General features: G+C 74.0%; 13 protein-coding genes. 6 read left to right on the top strand and 7 right to left on the bottom strand.

Annotated elements, in window-relative coordinates:
- Positions 1–768, bottom strand: a complete 768-nt coding sequence (locus IW256_RS15850; RefSeq protein WP_197011707.1) for an enoyl-CoA hydratase/isomerase family protein — start codon at positions 766–768, stop codon at positions 1–3.
- Between the two features lie 88 nt (positions 769–856).
- On the opposite strand from IW256_RS15850, the gene IW256_RS15845 reads away from it, so the two are divergent.
- From IW256_RS15845 to IW256_RS15820, 6 genes are all read left to right on the top strand, one after another.
- Entirely contained in the window at positions 857–1867 is a 1011-nt protein-coding gene (locus IW256_RS15845) for a Zn-ribbon domain-containing OB-fold protein (protein WP_197011706.1), read from the top strand.
- A complete protein-coding gene (locus IW256_RS15840; protein WP_307828907.1) occupies positions 1861–2895 on the top strand; it encodes a lipid-transfer protein in 1035 nt (344 codons plus the stop codon). The genes IW256_RS15845 and IW256_RS15840 overlap by 7 nt, the downstream gene beginning before the upstream one ends.
- Positions 2895–4049 (top strand): thiolase domain-containing protein, encoded by a 1155-nt coding sequence (locus tag IW256_RS15835; protein WP_197011705.1) that lies wholly within the window; start codon positions 2895–2897, stop codon positions 4047–4049. Before IW256_RS15840 ends, IW256_RS15835 begins: the two co-directional genes overlap by 1 nt.
- Before the next feature lie 213 nt (positions 4050–4262).
- Positions 4263–5954, top strand: a complete 1692-nt coding sequence (locus IW256_RS15830) for a VanW family protein (RefSeq protein WP_197011704.1) — start codon at positions 4263–4265, stop codon at positions 5952–5954.
- 102 nt (positions 5955–6056) lie between these two features.
- Complete coding sequence (locus IW256_RS15825; protein ID WP_231403804.1) at positions 6057–6806, top strand: ferritin-like domain-containing protein; 750 nt, start codon at positions 6057–6059, stop codon at positions 6804–6806.
- Positions 6807–6914: 108 nt separating this feature from the next.
- Positions 6915–7487 carry a flavin reductase family protein gene (locus IW256_RS15820; protein ID WP_197011703.1) on the top strand — a complete coding sequence of 191 codons (573 nt, stop codon included), beginning with the start codon at positions 6915–6917 and terminating at the stop codon, positions 7485–7487.
- A gap of 6 nt (positions 7488–7493) precedes the next feature.
- Here IW256_RS15820 and IW256_RS15815 read toward each other — a convergent pair whose 3' ends face one another.
- The 6 genes from IW256_RS15815 to IW256_RS15790 all read right to left on the bottom strand — a co-directional run bounded on the left by IW256_RS15815 (position 7494) and on the right by IW256_RS15790 (position 15497).
- Positions 7494–9047: a glycosyltransferase family 4 protein gene (locus tag IW256_RS15815; RefSeq protein ID WP_231403803.1), complete on the bottom strand. Its 1554-nt coding sequence runs from the start codon at positions 9045–9047 to the stop codon at positions 7494–7496.
- A 220-nt stretch (positions 9048–9267) separates the two neighbouring features.
- Positions 9268–10449: a L,D-transpeptidase gene (locus tag IW256_RS15810; RefSeq protein WP_307828906.1), complete on the bottom strand. Its 1182-nt coding sequence runs from the start codon at positions 10447–10449 to the stop codon at positions 9268–9270.
- 211 nt (positions 10450–10660) lie between these two features.
- A complete protein-coding gene (locus tag IW256_RS15805) occupies positions 10661–12220 on the bottom strand; it encodes a serine/threonine-protein kinase (protein ID WP_197011701.1) in 1560 nt (519 codons plus the stop codon).
- A gap of 88 nt (positions 12221–12308) precedes the next feature.
- Positions 12309–13478 carry a L,D-transpeptidase gene (locus IW256_RS15800; protein WP_197011700.1) on the bottom strand — a complete coding sequence of 390 codons (1170 nt, stop codon included), beginning with the start codon at positions 13476–13478 and terminating at the stop codon, positions 12309–12311.
- Positions 13479–13680: 202 nt separating this feature from the next.
- On the bottom strand, positions 13681–14328 hold the full coding sequence (locus IW256_RS15795; RefSeq protein ID WP_197011699.1) for a VC0807 family protein: 648 nt from the start codon (positions 14326–14328) through the stop codon (positions 13681–13683).
- A 242-nt stretch (positions 14329–14570) separates the two neighbouring features.
- Complete coding sequence (locus IW256_RS15790) at positions 14571–15497, bottom strand: LysR family transcriptional regulator (RefSeq protein WP_197011698.1); 927 nt, start codon at positions 15495–15497, stop codon at positions 14571–14573.
- Between the last annotated feature and the right edge of the window lie 170 nt (positions 15498–15667).

Genomic DNA, 15667 nt, shown 5'->3' with positions numbered 1-15667 from the left:
TCAGTCCAGGCGGGCCAGGACGTCCTCGGCCGCGCCGTCGCGGCGGAGCAGCTCGGCGAAGGCGGCGTCCTCGCGTTCGCGGGCGCGGCGCACGCCGTCCCGGTGCGCCTCGGTGATCAGCCGCTTGGTCGCCAGCAGCGAGGGGAGCGGCTTGGCGGCGATCTCCGCCGCCAGCCCGTGCGCCGTCTCCAGCAGCTCGCCGTGCGGGCAGGTCCGCAGCGCGAGCCCGGACTCGACGGCCTCCTCGGCGGTGATCCAGCGGCCGGTGAACAGCGCCAGGGCCGCCCGCTGGTGCCCCATCCGCAGGGGCAGCAGGTAGCTGCCCGCGGCCTCGGGCGCGACGCCCATCGAGGTGAACGGGGCCAGCAGCCGGGCCCGCTCGGACATGATCACCAGGTCGCAGTGCCCCAGCAGGGTCAGCCCGAGCCCGACGCCGGCGCCGTTGACCGCGGCCACCAGCGGCTTGGGGAACGCCGTGAGCGCGTCCAGCAGGGCCGCGAACCCCTTACCGGTCTCCGGCGTCGCGCGTCCCCCGGCCTGCGCGCGGGCGATCTCGGCCATCTCCTCGAGGTCGGTGCCCGCGGTGAACGTGCCGCCCGTCCCGGTCAGGAGGACGACCGAGACGCCCGCGTCCCCGGCCGCCGCGTCCAGCGCCGCGGCGACCGCGAGGTACAGCGCCTCGTCGAACGCGTTCGCCGCCCGGGGACGGTCGAACGTCAGCGTCCGCACCCTGTCCCGGTCCTCGATCCGCAACGTGTCCACGCCCATCCGGTCCTCCTCGCCTCACCCCGGGAGAACAGATGATACTTGATACGATATTTTCTCGGTGAACGGCTCCCGGACGCAGGAGGCGACCGTGGCAACGGGTCCGCCGGGCGGCGAGACGCCCACTCTGACCAACGTCGTCGAGTACCCCTACACGCGCACCACCGGCCCCGTGCTCGGGCCCTTCCTGACCGGGCTGCGCGACGGCAGGATCCTGGGCGGGCGCTGCGGCGGACGCGTCCTGTGCCCGCCCCTGGAGTACGACCCCGGCACCGCCGCGCCGCTCCCCTTCGATCCGGTGGAGGTCGGCCCCGGAGGGACCGTCGCGTCCTGGACGTGGGTCGCCGAGCCGACGCGGCACCACCCGTTCGCGCACCCGTTCGCCTTCGCCCTGATCCTGCTGGACGGCGCGGACACCCCGCTCCCGCACGCCGTCGACGCGGGCGCTCCGGAGCGGATGTCCACCGGCCGCCGGGTCCGCGCGCGGTTCCGGGACGAGCGGCGGGGCGCCATCACCGACCTGTACTTCGTCCCCGAGGAGGACGCCGCCCCGCGGCGCGTCGAGCCGGGCGGCGAGCCGGTGACCATCACCGAGCACCTGATCTCGCTGGAGTACCGCGAGCCCCTCCATCCGCACCGGGCGCGGTTCGTCCAGGGGCTGCTGGAGGGGCGCGTCATCGGGCAGCGCTCGCCGGTCAGCGGCAGGGTGTACGTGCCCGGACGCGGCTACGACCAGCTCGAACGCGTCCCGATGACCGAGGCCGACGACGTGCCGGTCGCCGACCGCGGGACGGTCGGCTCCTTCACCCGGATCACGCCGGTGCGGTACTACGGCCAGAAGGAGACCGAGCCCTACATCCGCGCGTCGATCCTCCTCGACGGCAGCGACGCGCCGATCACCGGGGTGGACGTCCGCACCGTCCCCGCCGGGGAGTTCCGGGTGGGGATGCGGCTGCGCGCCGTCTGGCGGCCGCCCGGCGAGCGGGACGTCAGCGGCTTCGACAACCGGGCCGTGGGCGGCTGGGAGGGCGTCTTCGAACGGTGGGAGCCCACCGGAGAGCCCGACGCCGACCCCCGGGACCTGCGGGAGCACGCGTGGTGAACGGGCCAGGGCGCGAGATCGCCGTCGTGGCGACCGCGCGGACCGCGGTGCACGAGTCGTTCGAGGGCCCCGAGGCGGTCCTCGTCATGGAGTGCGTCAACGACCTGCTCGGCCGGACCGGCCTGGACCGCCGCGACGTGGACTTCACGATCGCGGGGAGCTGCGACTACCTGGCCGGTGCTCCGTTCGCGTTCGTGCTGAACCTCGACGGCGTGGGCGCCTGGCCCCCGGTCTACGAGAGCCACGTCGAGATGGACGGCGCGTGGGCCTTCCACGAGGCGTGGCTGCGCCTCCAGTGCGGGGACGTCGACACGGCACTGGTGATCGGCTCCGGGCGGTCCTCCCCCGGGCGGCCACGGGAGGTCCTGGCGCTCCAGACCGACCCGTACACCATGGCGCCCCTCGGCCTGGACCCGGTGTCGCTGGCCGGGCTCCAGGCCCGCGCGCTCATCGACGCGGGCAAGGCCACCGAGCGCGACCTCGCCGAGGTCGCCGCGCGGGCCCGCCCCGGCTCCGGTGCCGGCGAGCTGCTCCGCGCCCCGTACTGGTCGGCCCCGCTGCGCCGGCACGACGTGGCGCGACCGGCGGACGGGGCCGCCGCGGTGCTCCTGGCCGCCGGGGACCGGGCCCGGCGGCTGACCGGCGATCCCGTCTGGGTGCGGGGCGTCGACCAGCGGATCGAGTCGCACCACCTCGGTCTCCGCGACCTGACCGACTCCCCCTCGGCGCGGCTGGCGGCCGAGGGCGCCGGGGCGCACGACGGCCCGCTGGACGTCGCCGAGCTGATGGCGCTGCACAGCCACGAGGAGATCATCCTGCGGGCTGCGCTGGGGCTCGCCGGCACCACCGTGGTCAACCCGTCCGGCGGGGCGCTGCGCAGCCACCCGGCGATGGCCACCGGGCTCGTCCGCGTCATCGAGGTGGCCCGGCGCATCGCCGCGGGCGAGGCCGAGCGCGGCCTGGCCCACGCGAGCAGCGGGCCGTGCCTGCAGCACAACCTGGTCGCCGTGCTCGAAGGAGATCGCTGATGGCCCGCGCGTGCGCCGTGATCGGCATCGGCCAGACCGACTACCGCAAGCGGCTCGAGGTGACCCTGGACGGCCTGGTCCGGTGGGCGGCGCTGGAGGCCCTGGAGGACGCCGGGCTCACCTTCGCCGACATCGACGCCGTCCTCATCGGCAAGGCGCCGGACCTGCTGGAGGGGGTGATGGCGCCCGAGCTGACCCTGGCCGGGGCGCTCGGCGCCGTGGGCAAGCCGATCCACCGGGTGCACACCGCCGGCTCGGTGGGCGCGGCGACGGCCATCAGCGGCGTCACCATGATCCAGTCGGGCCGCTACGACCGCGTCCTGGTCGTCTGCTACGAGAAGCAGTCCGAGGGCAACGCGACCTGGGCGCTGTCGGGTGGCAAGTCCGGGGGGCAGGGGGCCGGCGGCACCTTCGCCCCCTGGATACGCGACTACATCAGGCGCTCGGGGGCGCCCGAGCACATCGGCCGGCGCGTCGCCGTGAAGGACCGGCTCAACGCGCTGCGCAACCCGCACGCCCACCTGCGCATCCAGGACATCTCCGAGGAGAAGGTCAAGGCCTCCCCGATGCTGTGGGACCCCCTGCGCTACCTGGAGTCCTGCCCCTCCTCCGACGGCGCCGCCGCGGTGGTGCTCGCCTCCGGCGACGCCGCCCGCCGGAGCCGCGGCGTCCCCGCCTGGGTGATCGCGCACGCCAAGCGCAGCGAGCTCGCCTCCTTCCCCGGGCGGGACCCGGTCCGTCCCAGGGCGGGCGTCGAGTGCGCGGAGGCGCTCTACGCCGAGGCCGGCATCACCGACCCGCTCCGCCAGATCGACTGCGCCGAGCTGTACGTGCCGTTCTCCTGGTACGAGCCGATGTGGCTGGAGGGCCATCTGATCACCCCGGAGGGCGAGGGGTGGCGGCTGACCGACTCGGGGGCCACCGAGCTGGGCGGGGCCTTCCCGGTCAACCCGTCCGGAGGCGTGCTGTCGTCCAACCCGATCGGCGCGTCCGGGCTGGTCCGGTGCCTGGAGGCGGCGCGGCAGGTGCGGGGCACCGCGGGCGGCCACCAGGTGGACGGGGCACGCGTGGCGCTGGGCCACGCCTACGGTGGCGCGGCCCAGTACTTCGCGATGTGGATCGTCGGCTCCGAGCCCGATCCCGCTTTCGGGTGAGGCGGGGCGGCCCGCCCGGTGGTGGGCGCTCCCCGCGACGCGGCGGGTAAGGTCGTCGGGAGCGAACCGCACCGGCGCCACGGCGGGCGACGGGCCCGGCCGATTCCGCGCGGGTGATCGTCCCGTCCGCGTGAGCACCGGCGAGACAGCTACCTACTATTGGCCGTAGTAGGTGTTCCCGAGAATGCAGAGGCGTCGGTGAAGATTCCCCCCATGCCGCGTACCGTCAAGGGCCGGGTCACGGCCGCCGGCGTGGCGCTGGCCGGCCTGTCGGTCCTGCCCGCGCTGGCGGTGGTGTCGTCCGCGGGAGACCAGGTCCCGCACGGCACCCGCGTCCTGGGCGTCGACATCGGAGGTCTCACCGAACCCGCCGCCCGGGGGAGGCTGGACGGCGCGCTCCGCGAACGCCTCCAGCGCCCCATCACGGTACGGGCCGGGTCCAGGAGCACGTCCCTGGCCCCTCGGGACGCGGGGCTGACCCTGGACGGCGCCGCCACGGTCAAGGCGGCGATGCGCGGCCGGTTCAACCCCCTGGACATCATGGACAGGGCCCTGGGCGGCAAGGAGATCGAGCCGCGCGTCAAGGTGGACCGGGCCCGCCTGGAGGCGGCGTCCGGCCGGCTCAACCACGCCATCGGCACCCCCGCCCGCGAAGGGCGGATCGTCTTCCGCGGCACCACGCCCCAGGCCGTCCTCCCCCGGGACGGCACGGGCGTCGACCCGCGCACCGCCGCGCAGCGCATCCAGGCCGCCTACCTCACCGCGGACTCGGTCACCCTCCCGGTCGGGCCGCTGCGTCCCAGAGCCTCCGCCGAGGCCGTACGGCAGGCGCTCGCGGGCCCGGCGCGCACCGCCGTGTCCGCCCCCGTCCTCCTCGTGGCCGGGAAGGAGCGCCTGACGGTGCCGCCCGCCACGTTCGCGCGCCACCTCCGCTTCGTCCCCGACGGCGCGGGGACCCTGCGGCCCCAGGTCGACGGCGCGCGGCTGACCGCCGCCCTCGGCGCCCGCGTCCGGCGGCTGGAGCAGCCGGCGAAGGACGCCACGTACAAGATCGAACGCGGCGCCCCGCGGCTGGTCTCCTCGCGCGAGGGCAGGGCCATCGACCGCGGGCGGCTCGGCGAGGCGTTCGCGCCCGCCGTCACGAGCCCGGAGCCTCGCCGGGTCACGGTGCCGCTGAAGGTCGCCAAGCCGCGCGTCACCACCGAGGAGGCGAAGCGGCTCGGCATCAAGGAGAAGATCAGCACGTTCACCACCCGGCACCCCTGCTGCGCGCCACGGGTGAAGAACATCCAGACCATCGCCGGCATCCTGGACGGCCACCTGGTCAAGCCCGGCGAGACGTTCTCGCTGAACGGGATCGTCGGCAAGCGCGACAGGGCCCGCGGGTTCGTCGAGGCCCCCATGATCCTGCGGGGCCGCTACGTCAACGACGTCGGGGGCGGGATCTCCCAGTTCGCCACCACGATGTTCAACGCCGTGTTCTTCGGCGGGCTCCAGGACGTCCAGCACACCCCGCACTCGTACTACATCTCGCGCTACCCGGCGGGCCGCGAGTCCACCGTCTCCTACCCGCAGCCCGACTTCCGCTGGCGCAACGACTCCCCGCACGGCGTCCTGGTGGACACCGGCTACACCTCCACGTCCATCACCGTGACGTTCTGGGGCACCAAGCGCTACGACATCGAGTCCCAGAGCTCGGCCCGGTACGGCATCAAGGGCTTCGAGTCCAAGACCGACCCGGCGCCCGACTGCATCCCCATGCCCGGCGCCGAGGGCTTCAAGATCGACGTGTGGCGGATCTTCAAGCAGAACGGCAAGGTCGTGCGCAGGCAGCGTTTCCACACCGTCTACCTGCCCGAGCCGCGCATCACCTGCGAGCGGGAGGGTGACTCCACCACGAGGTGACCGCGCCCGCCCGGGCACGTCCTTCCAAGGTCTCCACATCTCCCCCGCCGGAACTCCATACCGGCCCGGTTGAGTTGCCCGGGACGACCAGGGAGGCCGGGCATGACGACCGAAGTGCCGACGCGAGTGCCGACACGGGTGCCGGCGGGAGACGACCGCGGATTCGCCGGATGGCTGCGCGACTTCGAGGACGAGGCGCGCGTACGGGAGGAACGGGGCGACCCCGGCTGGGGACGGGGCGCGCGGCTGGAGGCGTGCGTGGTGCGCAGCCTCCAGAGGTTCCAGATCGGGGAGGACGGGGACGGCGCGTTCCTGATCGGCAAGGCCGAGGCGGCCGGGGACGCCGAGTACGCGGCGGCCGTGCGGCTGTTCATCGCCGAGGAGCAGAACCACGCGCGGATGCTCGGGCTGCTCCTCGGCGCGGCCGGGGCGCCGCTGCTCGACCGCCACTGGAGCGACGCGGTGTTCGTCCGGGCGCGGCGGGCGATGGGGCTGCGGGTCGAGCTGCTGACGCTGATGGTGGCCGAGGTGGTCGCCCTCGGCTACTACGGCGCGCTGCACCGGGGGACGCGCGATCCGCTGACGGCGGAGGTCGCCGCGCGGCTGGTGGCCGACGAGCGGCGGCACGTGCCGTTCCACTGCCGGCGGCTGCGCCAGGGGCTGGCGCGGTTCCCCGGCCCCGCGCGCCGGGTCGTGACCGGTCTCTGGCGGGCGGCGGTCGCCGGCGCGGCGGTGGTGGTCGCCGCCGATCACGGCCGGGCGCTGCGCCGGCTCGGGACGGGCCGGCGGCGGTTCGTGCTGGACGTGCTCGCGGAGGCGCGCGCGGCGGAGGACCTCCTGCACGGCCGGTAGGGCCTCCGGGAACGCCGAAACGGGACCCCGGGCGTGCGGGGGACCGGCCCGGGGTTCTACGTTCGTTCCCTGAGACCCGTCCGTACCACGAGCCCCCCGAGGTGATCCATGACCGACGAGCCCCACCGGCCCCCGGACCCGCGGGACCCCGCCCCGCCGGCGCCGGAGGAGCTGCGGCGGGCGCTGGGGGCGTTCGCCACCGGCGTCACCGTGATCACCGCCCTGGAGGGCGGGGAGCCGGTGGGCTTCGCCTGCCAGTCGTTCACGTCGGTGTCCCTGGACCCGCCCCTGGTGCTGTTCTGCGCCGATCACCGCGGCCGGACCTGGCCGCGGATCCGGGCGGCCGGGCGGTTCTGCGTGAACGTGCTGGGCGCGGACCAGGAGGAGGTGTGCCGGCGCTTCGGTTCGAAGACGGGCGGCAAGTTCCAGGGCCTGGAGTGGGACCGTTCGCGCTGGGGCGCCCCGGCCCTGCGCGGGGTGCTGGCGCGCGTGCACGCCGAGGTGCGCGAGGTGCACCTGGCCGGGGACCACGACGTGGTGATCGGCCGGGTGCTGGAGGTGGAGACGGCGGACGGCGGACGTCCGATGATCTTCTTCCGGAGCGGTTTCGGGATCGACCGCCCGGAGACCGCCGCGCCGCCGCCGGACGACCTGTGGGCATGGGGCGACCACTGGGGCTGAGGCCGCTCACGAGTCGGCGGTCAGCAGCCCCAGCGCCCACAGGGCCAGGCCGGCGAGGACGCACGCCACCAGCACGCGGCGCCGGGCCGGGCGCCGCGGCGGGCGGGCGGGCGCGGGACGCGCGTCCCCGGCGGCCGGGCGCGGGGGCGCCGGCCGCAGCTCGTCCAGGAGCCGGAGCCACTGCGGCCCGACGCGGTCGAGGTCGTACTCCCGGGACGACACCAGGGCGCCCTCGCCGAGCCGGTCCCGCAGGGCCCGGTCCCCGATCAGCGTGCGCAGCGCGGCGGTGAGCCCGGCCACGTCCTCGGCCGGCACCAGCAGGCCGTTCCGGCCGTGCTCGATCATCTCGCCGGGCCCGGTGGGGCAGTCGAACGCCACCACGGGCAGGCCCTTGCTCATCGCCTCGATGATCACCATGGGCATCCCCTCGAAGCGGGAGGACAGCACGTACATCGAGGCGCGGGTCATCTCCCCGGCCAGATCGGGCGTCCGGCCGCACAGCTCCACCCGGCCGGCCAGGCCGCGCTCGGCGATCATCTTCTTGATCCGGTTGCGCCGGGGCCCCGCGCCGAAGATCCGCAGTTTCCAGTCGGGATGCTCGGCGGCCAGCGGCTCGTACGCGCGCACCAGCAGGTCGAAACCCTTCTGCCGGGTGAGCCGCCCGGCGGCCACGATCACCTTGTCCTCGCGCGGGGAGGGACCGCCGGGCAGCTCCGGCAGCGCGTTGGGGATCCGCACGATCCGGGCCGGCCCGCCCTCCAGCTCGTCCCCGTAGTCACGGCGGGAGCGCTCGGTCAGCACCGACACCGCCGCCAGCCGGGGGTAGGACCGCCTGATCTCGCGGCGCAGCCCCGGCATGTAGGCGCTCAGGTTCATGTGGTCCTGGCCGATCGCCACCACGCCGCGCGGCGCCAGCTCGGCGGCGAGCATGTTCAGCGACGGGCGGGTGCCGATGAGCACGTCGGGCGAGGGGCCGCACAGCACGCGGACCAGCAGCAGGTCCGTCCACAGGCTCATGCTCTCGAACGAGGCGTCCTCGATCGGCGTCAGCAGGCTGGGCAGCCGCGACAGCAGGCGTCCGGCCGCCCCTTTCGGCGGCGTCCTGCGGTCGTCCACGAAACGGACCCGCACGCGCGGTGACAGCGTGAAGAACGGCTCGTCCCGGCGCCGGAACACGCTGACGATCTCGACGTCGTGGTCGCGCGCCAGATAACCGCTGAGGTTGAGGACGGTACGGATGGTGCCGCCCGTCCCGTAGGCGTGCTGGAGCAGGACGCGGACGCGCAGCCGCTCCCCCGGGCGCGGCGCCCGGCGCGGAAGGAGCAGCAGCCGGACGGCGGCGAGCGCCGCCAGCCGCAGTAACGGATGGAGGCGCTGGAACCCGCGGCGCATCCGGGTCCTGGGCCGCAGCCGCTTCCGGACCCGCCTCCTCAGCTCCCGGACGCGCGTGCCCCGCGGGCGCGGCTCGCGCGGCGCGTCCGCGCCGGGGCGCGGTCCCGGCGCACCGGGCCGTTCCCGGTCCCGGTGCGCCACAGGGTCGGTGTCGGGTGCTTCCGCCATCGGTCCCCCGCTCTCGGGAAGGTTCGGCTGTCTCTGACCTTCTCCCCGACTCAGAGGCGTTCAAATTGGAAGAAAGGGCCCGATGTGGCCGAGGCACGTCCAAGAGCCGCCCATCGGGCGGCCAAGAGCGAGCCGACAGGGAAGCGGAGGAAACCGGCAGAGGAGGCGGACGGGAGAGCGGAGAGCGGGACCGACGGAGGGACGAGGCGGGGCGGGGCCGTCAGGCGGTGGTGACGGTGCGGTCCAGGGCGCTGCCCTTGACCCACTGCTCCCAGGGCATCTGGTAATAGCTCCAGCCGTTGTTCCAGTCCAGGCGCCGCGCGCTGCCGGTGATGACGACCACGTCGCCCCGGTAGGCGAAGTCGTAGAACCACTGGGCGGCGGCCGGCGGGGAGTTCAGGCAGCCGTGGCTGACGTTCTGGCGGCCCTGCGCCCAGACGGTCGCGGCCATCGAATGGATGTACTCGCCGCTGTTGGAGATCCGCACCGCGTGCGGGATGACCTCCTTGTAGCCGCCGTTCTTCTTGTCCTTGGGGTCGACGCCCATCCACTCCGACGTCATGATCGCCGGATTCTCCTTGCCCATGGTCAGGTGGATGCCGCTGGTGGTGAGGAACGTGTCGACGCCGTTGACCACCCGGCCGCCCTTGCCGGCGCTGATCGGCCAGCTCTTGATCTTGACGCCGTTCTTCCGCACGACGAGGCGCTTGGTCTTGGTGCTGGCGACGATGATGTGCGAGTCGCCGATGGCGAAGCGCCGGGTGAGGTCGTCCAGGCCGTAGGTACGCCGGCCGGCCCTGACCCCGCTCAGCCTCGCCGTGAACGTGACCTGCTGGTTGGGCTGCCAGTACTCGCCGTTCTTGGTGCGGAAGGTCACCTGGGTGGGGCTCACCCAGTACCAGGCGCCGGTCGCGGGCTTGGTCGACCTGATCTGGAGGGCCTGCTCGACCGCCTTCCTGTTCTCCACCGCCCGGTTGAAGGTGACCATGATCGGCATGCCCACGCCGACCTTCTCGCCCGGCCCGGGGGTGACGTCCACGACGCTCAGGGCCGCGGCGGCGCGCAGGGTGGTGAACCTGCTGGTGACGGTGGTCGTCTTGCCCTGGGGGCTCTTGGCGACCGCGGTGACCTGGTACTGCGATCCCGGCCGCAGGGTCCGCGACTTCCAGCTGGTCTTGTCCGCCGACAGGGCGCCCTCGACCGGCCTGCCCTTGCGGGTGAGGGCGACCTGCTCGATCGTGCCGCCGGCCGCGGTGACCGTGACGCCGCTCTCGGGCCGGGCCTTGCCGTCGCCGTCGCCCGGCGAGACGGTCACCTGGGGCGTCCCGGCCTCGCCCTTGCCGCCGACGGTGACGCCGTCGCCCTCGTCACCACCGGAGCAGGCCGTCGTCAGGAGCAGCACGGCCCCCGTCAGTCCCGCGCCCGCCCGAACCCCTGCGGAAAGCCTCCGCTGCACCGTGAACCTCCCCAACCCCGCCGTTAACAGGGCGACATTAGCGACAAACATTCCTTGGCGATGTCATGACCCCGAGATTGCCGTCCGCCGAGATCAAAGCGTTGCCTGGACCCGGGGAACGGCGGAATTCGGCGGCCTTTCGCCGCCACCGGCGCCGCTACCGGGGCGGGCTCGGGAACAGGGCGGGATCGCGGAGGCGCGCGGCCATGTCGGCGGGGACCGCGCCGTCGACGCGGCGGGCGTTCCAGGCGCTGTTCAGCGCGCCGTCCTCGCCCCACCTTCCCTCCAGGGCGACGCCTGAGCCGGAGCGCCGGACGGTGAACCGCACCCGGCCGTCCGGCGCGTTGCCGGAGCCCTCGCTGTAGTGACCGTCGATCACGGTGCCGTCGAGGACGCCGCGCACCCGGCTCAGGCCCATCCACTTGTAGACCATCCAGACGTCCCGGCCGGTCACGCGGACGTACATGTCGCCGTAGTCGCTGGTGTAGTGACCGGCGAGATCGGCGCCGCCCGCGCCACCGCCGGTGGTCGTGGAGGTGGAGGGCGGCGGGGTGCCGCCGCCGTCGCCGCCGCGCAGCAACTGGGGCACGACCACGGCGGCGAGCACCGCCACGGCCAGCACGGCGCCCCCGACGGCCAGGACGCCGGCCAGGATCCCGCGGCGGCCCGCGAACGCCCCCGCGGGAGCGGCGCCGGGAACGGGGCGGCTCTCGGGTCCGGCCGGGGACGGCGGGGGCTGGGTCGGCGTCGGGAAGCCGGGCTCCCGCGAGCCCCCCGCCCCGTCCGGGCCCCCCGGCCCCTGCCGTCCGGCCGTGCCGCCCGCCGTGCCCCCCGCCGGAACGCCCGCCGGGACGCCCGCGCCGGGACGTGCCGCGGTGTCGCCGCCGGCCACGCCGAGCCGGGCCAGCAGGTCGTGCGCCGTGGGGCGCCGCGCCGGGTCCTTGGCCAGGGCCTCGGCGATCACGGTGCGGAGCGGCTCCTCGATGCCCTCCAGGTCGGGGTCGCCGTGCACGATCCGGTAGGCGACCGCCTGCGCCGGCCCGGTCCCGAACGCGCGCCGCCCGGTCGCGGCGAAGGCCATGACCGCGCCCCACGCGAACACGTCGCCGGCCGCGGTCGCGCTCTCCCCCTCCAGCTGCTCGGGCGCCATGTACGCGGGCGTCCCCACGATCTGCCCGGTCGCGGTGAGCCCGAAGGCGGAGTCCAGCGCGCTGGCGATGCCGAAGTCGATGACCCGCGGGCCCATCCGGCTCAGCAGCACGTTGCCGGGCTTGAGGTCGCGGTGGACGACCCCGGCACCGTGGATGCCGGTGAGGGCCGCGGCCATGCTGACGCCCAGCTGCTCCAGCTCGGCCCGGCGCAGCGGGCCGCCGCCGCCCACCGCCTCGTCCAGGGTGGGCCCGTCGATGTACTCGGTGACCAGGTACGGAGGGTCGGCGTCAGGATCGGCGTCGAGGACCTCGGCGGTGCAGAAGCGCGGCACCCTCAGCGCGCTGGCCGCCTCCCGGCGGAAACGCTCCCGGAAGTGGGGGTTGCGCGCGTGGTCGGCGCGGACGACCTTGACGGCCACGGGCCCGGCCGGGCCGCGGCCGAGGTAGACCGACCCCATCCCGCCCTCGCCGAGGAAGCCGGTCACCTCGTAGCCGCCGACGCGCTCCGGGTCGTCGTCGCGGAGCGGCCTGGCCTTCGCGGGGAACGCCGGGACTCCTTCGCTCATAGGGGCTCCTGGGGGGAGGGGACGGCGCCCAGCATCCCGGACCGGGCGCGGCCCCGCAACGATCCTTCCGGTGATCCGGCACCCCGGATCAGGTCAGGGCGCTGCCCTTCTTCCAGGCGTCGAAGGACATCTGCCAGTAGCTCCAGCCGTTGTTCCACTCGACCTCGCGGTCGCTGCCGGTCAGCTTCAGCACGTCGCCCCGCTGCATGATGTCGTAGTACCACTTGGCGTTGGCCGGGCTGAGGTTGAGGCAGCCGTGGCTGACGTTCGACGAGCCCTGCGCGCCGACCGACCAGGGCGCCGCGTGGGTGTACTCGCCGCTGTTGGAGAAGCGGACGGCGTGGCCGACGACGGTCTTGTAGTAGCCGGGGTCGCCCTCCTTGCGCCCGGGCGAGACCATCGTGACCGGGTTGCCCTTCTCCATCAGGAGGTGGACGCCGCTGGTGGTGGTGTACTCGCGGGTCTGCCCGTTGCCGGCGCTGAAGGGGATGGTGCGCAGCTTCTTGCCGTCGCGGACGACGGTCATGTGGTACTTGCCGATGTTCCCCGTGGTGATCTGGGACGCGCCGATGGAGATCGTCTCGTCCACGTCCGCGGCACCGTACACGCCCGCGCCCGCCGGGACCCCGGCCAGCCGCGCGTTGAAGCGCACCTTCTGGTGGGGCTGCCAGTAGGTCTCGGTCCGGTAGATCACCTGGTCGGACCCGATCCAGCGCCAGGCGCCCTCGACCGGCTTCTCCGGCGTCACCTGCAGGGCCCGCTCGACCGCGGCCCTGTCGGTCACCGGGCGGTTGAACCGGACCATGATCGGCATCCCGACGCCGACCTTCTCGCCCTTGAGGTTGGGCGTGACGTCGACCACCGACAGCGTCTTCTCCGGCTTCAGCGTGGTGAACGTGCTGGTCGCCGTGCTGGCCTTGCCGTCGCGCCGGGCCTGGGCGGTGACGGTGTAGGAGGTGCCCGGGGTCAGCGTGCGGTCCGACCGCCAGCTCTTGCGGTCGCCGGCCATCTTCCCGGTGATGGTGGCGCCCTGCCCCTGGACGGTGACGTTCTCCAGCGTGCCGTCGGCGACCCGGACCTCGATCGGCCCGTCGGGCTTCACGGAGGCGGTCCCGTTCCCCGGCGTGATCGTCACCGCGCCCGACTTCCCGGACGCCAGCTCTCCCTGGCCTCCGCCGCCCGCACAGCCGGCGGTCAGGACGAGGACCGCTCCCGCGCCACTGGTGACAACAAGCCCGAAACGACCCTTGACTCCCACAGAAACTCCCAGTACCCCGAATTTACCCCGTTGCCGGTGAATCTATCCGACCTTGAAAGACGCCGGGTATCCCGGGGAAGTTCGCCTCCGGGGCGGTCGATTTCGGGAACGCGCCCGCGCGGCGGGCGGTGGGAACCGCGGGGTACGGAGGCGGCGCCCGCTCAGGCGGGGCCGGTCAGGCGGGCGACTCAGCCGGGGCCTTTCAGGCGGCGAGGGCGGGCTCGCGGTTCACGTGCTGCAGGCAGCGCCTGAAGCCGAACAGCGAGATCCCCACGGCGCAGGCGCCCAGCAGCGCCACCACGCTGGTCCGCACCCAGAGGTAGGTGCCGATCGACTGGTTGAACAGCATCCACAGGCTGAACAGGGCGTTGGCGAAGAAGACCAGCGACCACAGCAGCGAGATGCGCAGGAAGAACTGGCGGACCCTCGCGTGCCGCAGGAACGCCTCGGGCATCGGGACCATGTCGGTGGCCAGCTTCTGCGCCAGCGGGCGCCTGAGCGGCACCGAGGCCAGGAAGGCCATGCTCACCAGGAGCGTGCCGAGGGTCGGCTGGAGGAAGTACACGACCGGGCTGTGGGTGGCCGCGGCCAGCGCGGCCCGGACCGTGACGCCCAGCGCGGCCAGGACGAGCATCGCCGACACCTGGTGCCCGCGCAGGTAACGCCAGGCGATCCCCCCGTACACCCAGGTCACCGCGGCGACCAGCGCGCCGTTCAGGCCGAGCAGCGCGAACGCGGCGTAGAAGACCGCCACCGGGGCGATCACGCCCTCGACGAACCGGGGCAGCGCGTGCCGCAGGAGGCTGGGCAGCTTGGGCAGCTCGAATCCATGGTGATGCGTGCGACTCATGGGCTGCGGCGCTCCCGGGGAGGTGACGGAGACCTGGTCCACGGTACGTGAAGATCGGGGCTCATCCGCCTCCCCCGCACCCGGAACGCCGTGCGAAGCCATCCGCGCCACCTCCCGATGCCCTCCGTCCGGCCCCGCGGGGGCCATCGGTTGGTTCGTCCCCGGCGGCGCCGGGGTGCGGGTCACGTCCGCTTACGGTCATCATTGATCTTCAGCCACGGCCCCAAACCCGCCCGGCGCGGTCAATCCTCCGGAGGGGCGGGCTGGACCTCCCTGGCCGCCGCGTAGATCGCCCGGAGGGTCACCGCGACCGAGGGCCGGCGGACGCTGGCGGCGCGGGTCACGGCGTAGACCTCGCGGGCGAGCACGCAGTCGGGGATCCGCCGTACCGCCACGCCCGGGTCTCCCGCCACCAGCGCCAGCGCCGGGATCGCGGTGATGCCGATCTCCCTGGCCACCAGGCTCAGGATGGTGTGCAGCCCCTCGAACTCCCACGGGACCGGACGCGCGCCGCCCACGGTGTCCAGCAGCCGCTCGACCGCCTGCCGGGACGGCTCGCCCGGCGGCGCGGCCATCCACGGCTCCTCCCGCAGCCGCTGCAGGTCCACCGGCTGCCGCGGATCGGACATGGGATGGGAGGCGGGCACCGCCAGGACGAGCGGGTCACGCCGCAGGTGGAAGAACTTCAGCGCGGCGGGCGACTGGTCGGGAAGCTTGCCCGACCAGTCGTCGACCAGGGCGATGTCCACCTCGCCGCTCTGCACCTGGCGGATGCCGTCGCCGTGCCTGGTCTGCCGCAGCACGAAGGTCAGGTCCGGGTGTTCGCGCAGGCCGCGCGCCAGCGCGGGGGCGAACGCCACCGCGGCCGTGGGGAAGGCCGTGACCACCACCCGCCCCACGGGGGCGTCGGCGTGGGCCGACAGCTCGGTCTCGGCCGCCTCGACCAGGACCAGGATCTCCTCGGCCCGTTCGGCCAGGCGCCGGCCGGCGTCGGTCAGCTCCGCGCTGCGCGCCGTCCGGTCCAGCAGCGCGACCCTCGCCTCCCGCTCCAGCGCGGCCAGCTGCTGGGACACCGCCGAGGGGGTGTAGCCGAGGGAGGACGCGGTCGCGGCGATGCTGCCCCGGCGGGCGAACTCGGCCAGCAGGCGCAGGCGGCGCAGCTCAAGCATCACACCATCTTACGGTCAGCATCGACGAGACTCGCTTGTGATGATGCTTCAACCGGGAAAGCATGGAAGGGACCCAAGCGGGTTGTCTTCGGGGGATTCGTCGCTTGTGGGGTTTTTTCCTTCCCTTTCACCCGTCACCTCCCGTTCAGAGCCGCTATCTCGCCATGCCT

Origin of the sequence: Actinomadura viridis (assembly GCF_015751755.1) — a bacterium.
Taxonomy (GTDB): Bacteria; Actinomycetota; Actinomycetes; order Streptosporangiales; family Streptosporangiaceae; genus Spirillospora; species Spirillospora viridis.
The sequence above is the reverse complement of the archived record's forward strand: the minus strand, read 5'-3'. Positions and strand labels throughout refer to the sequence as shown.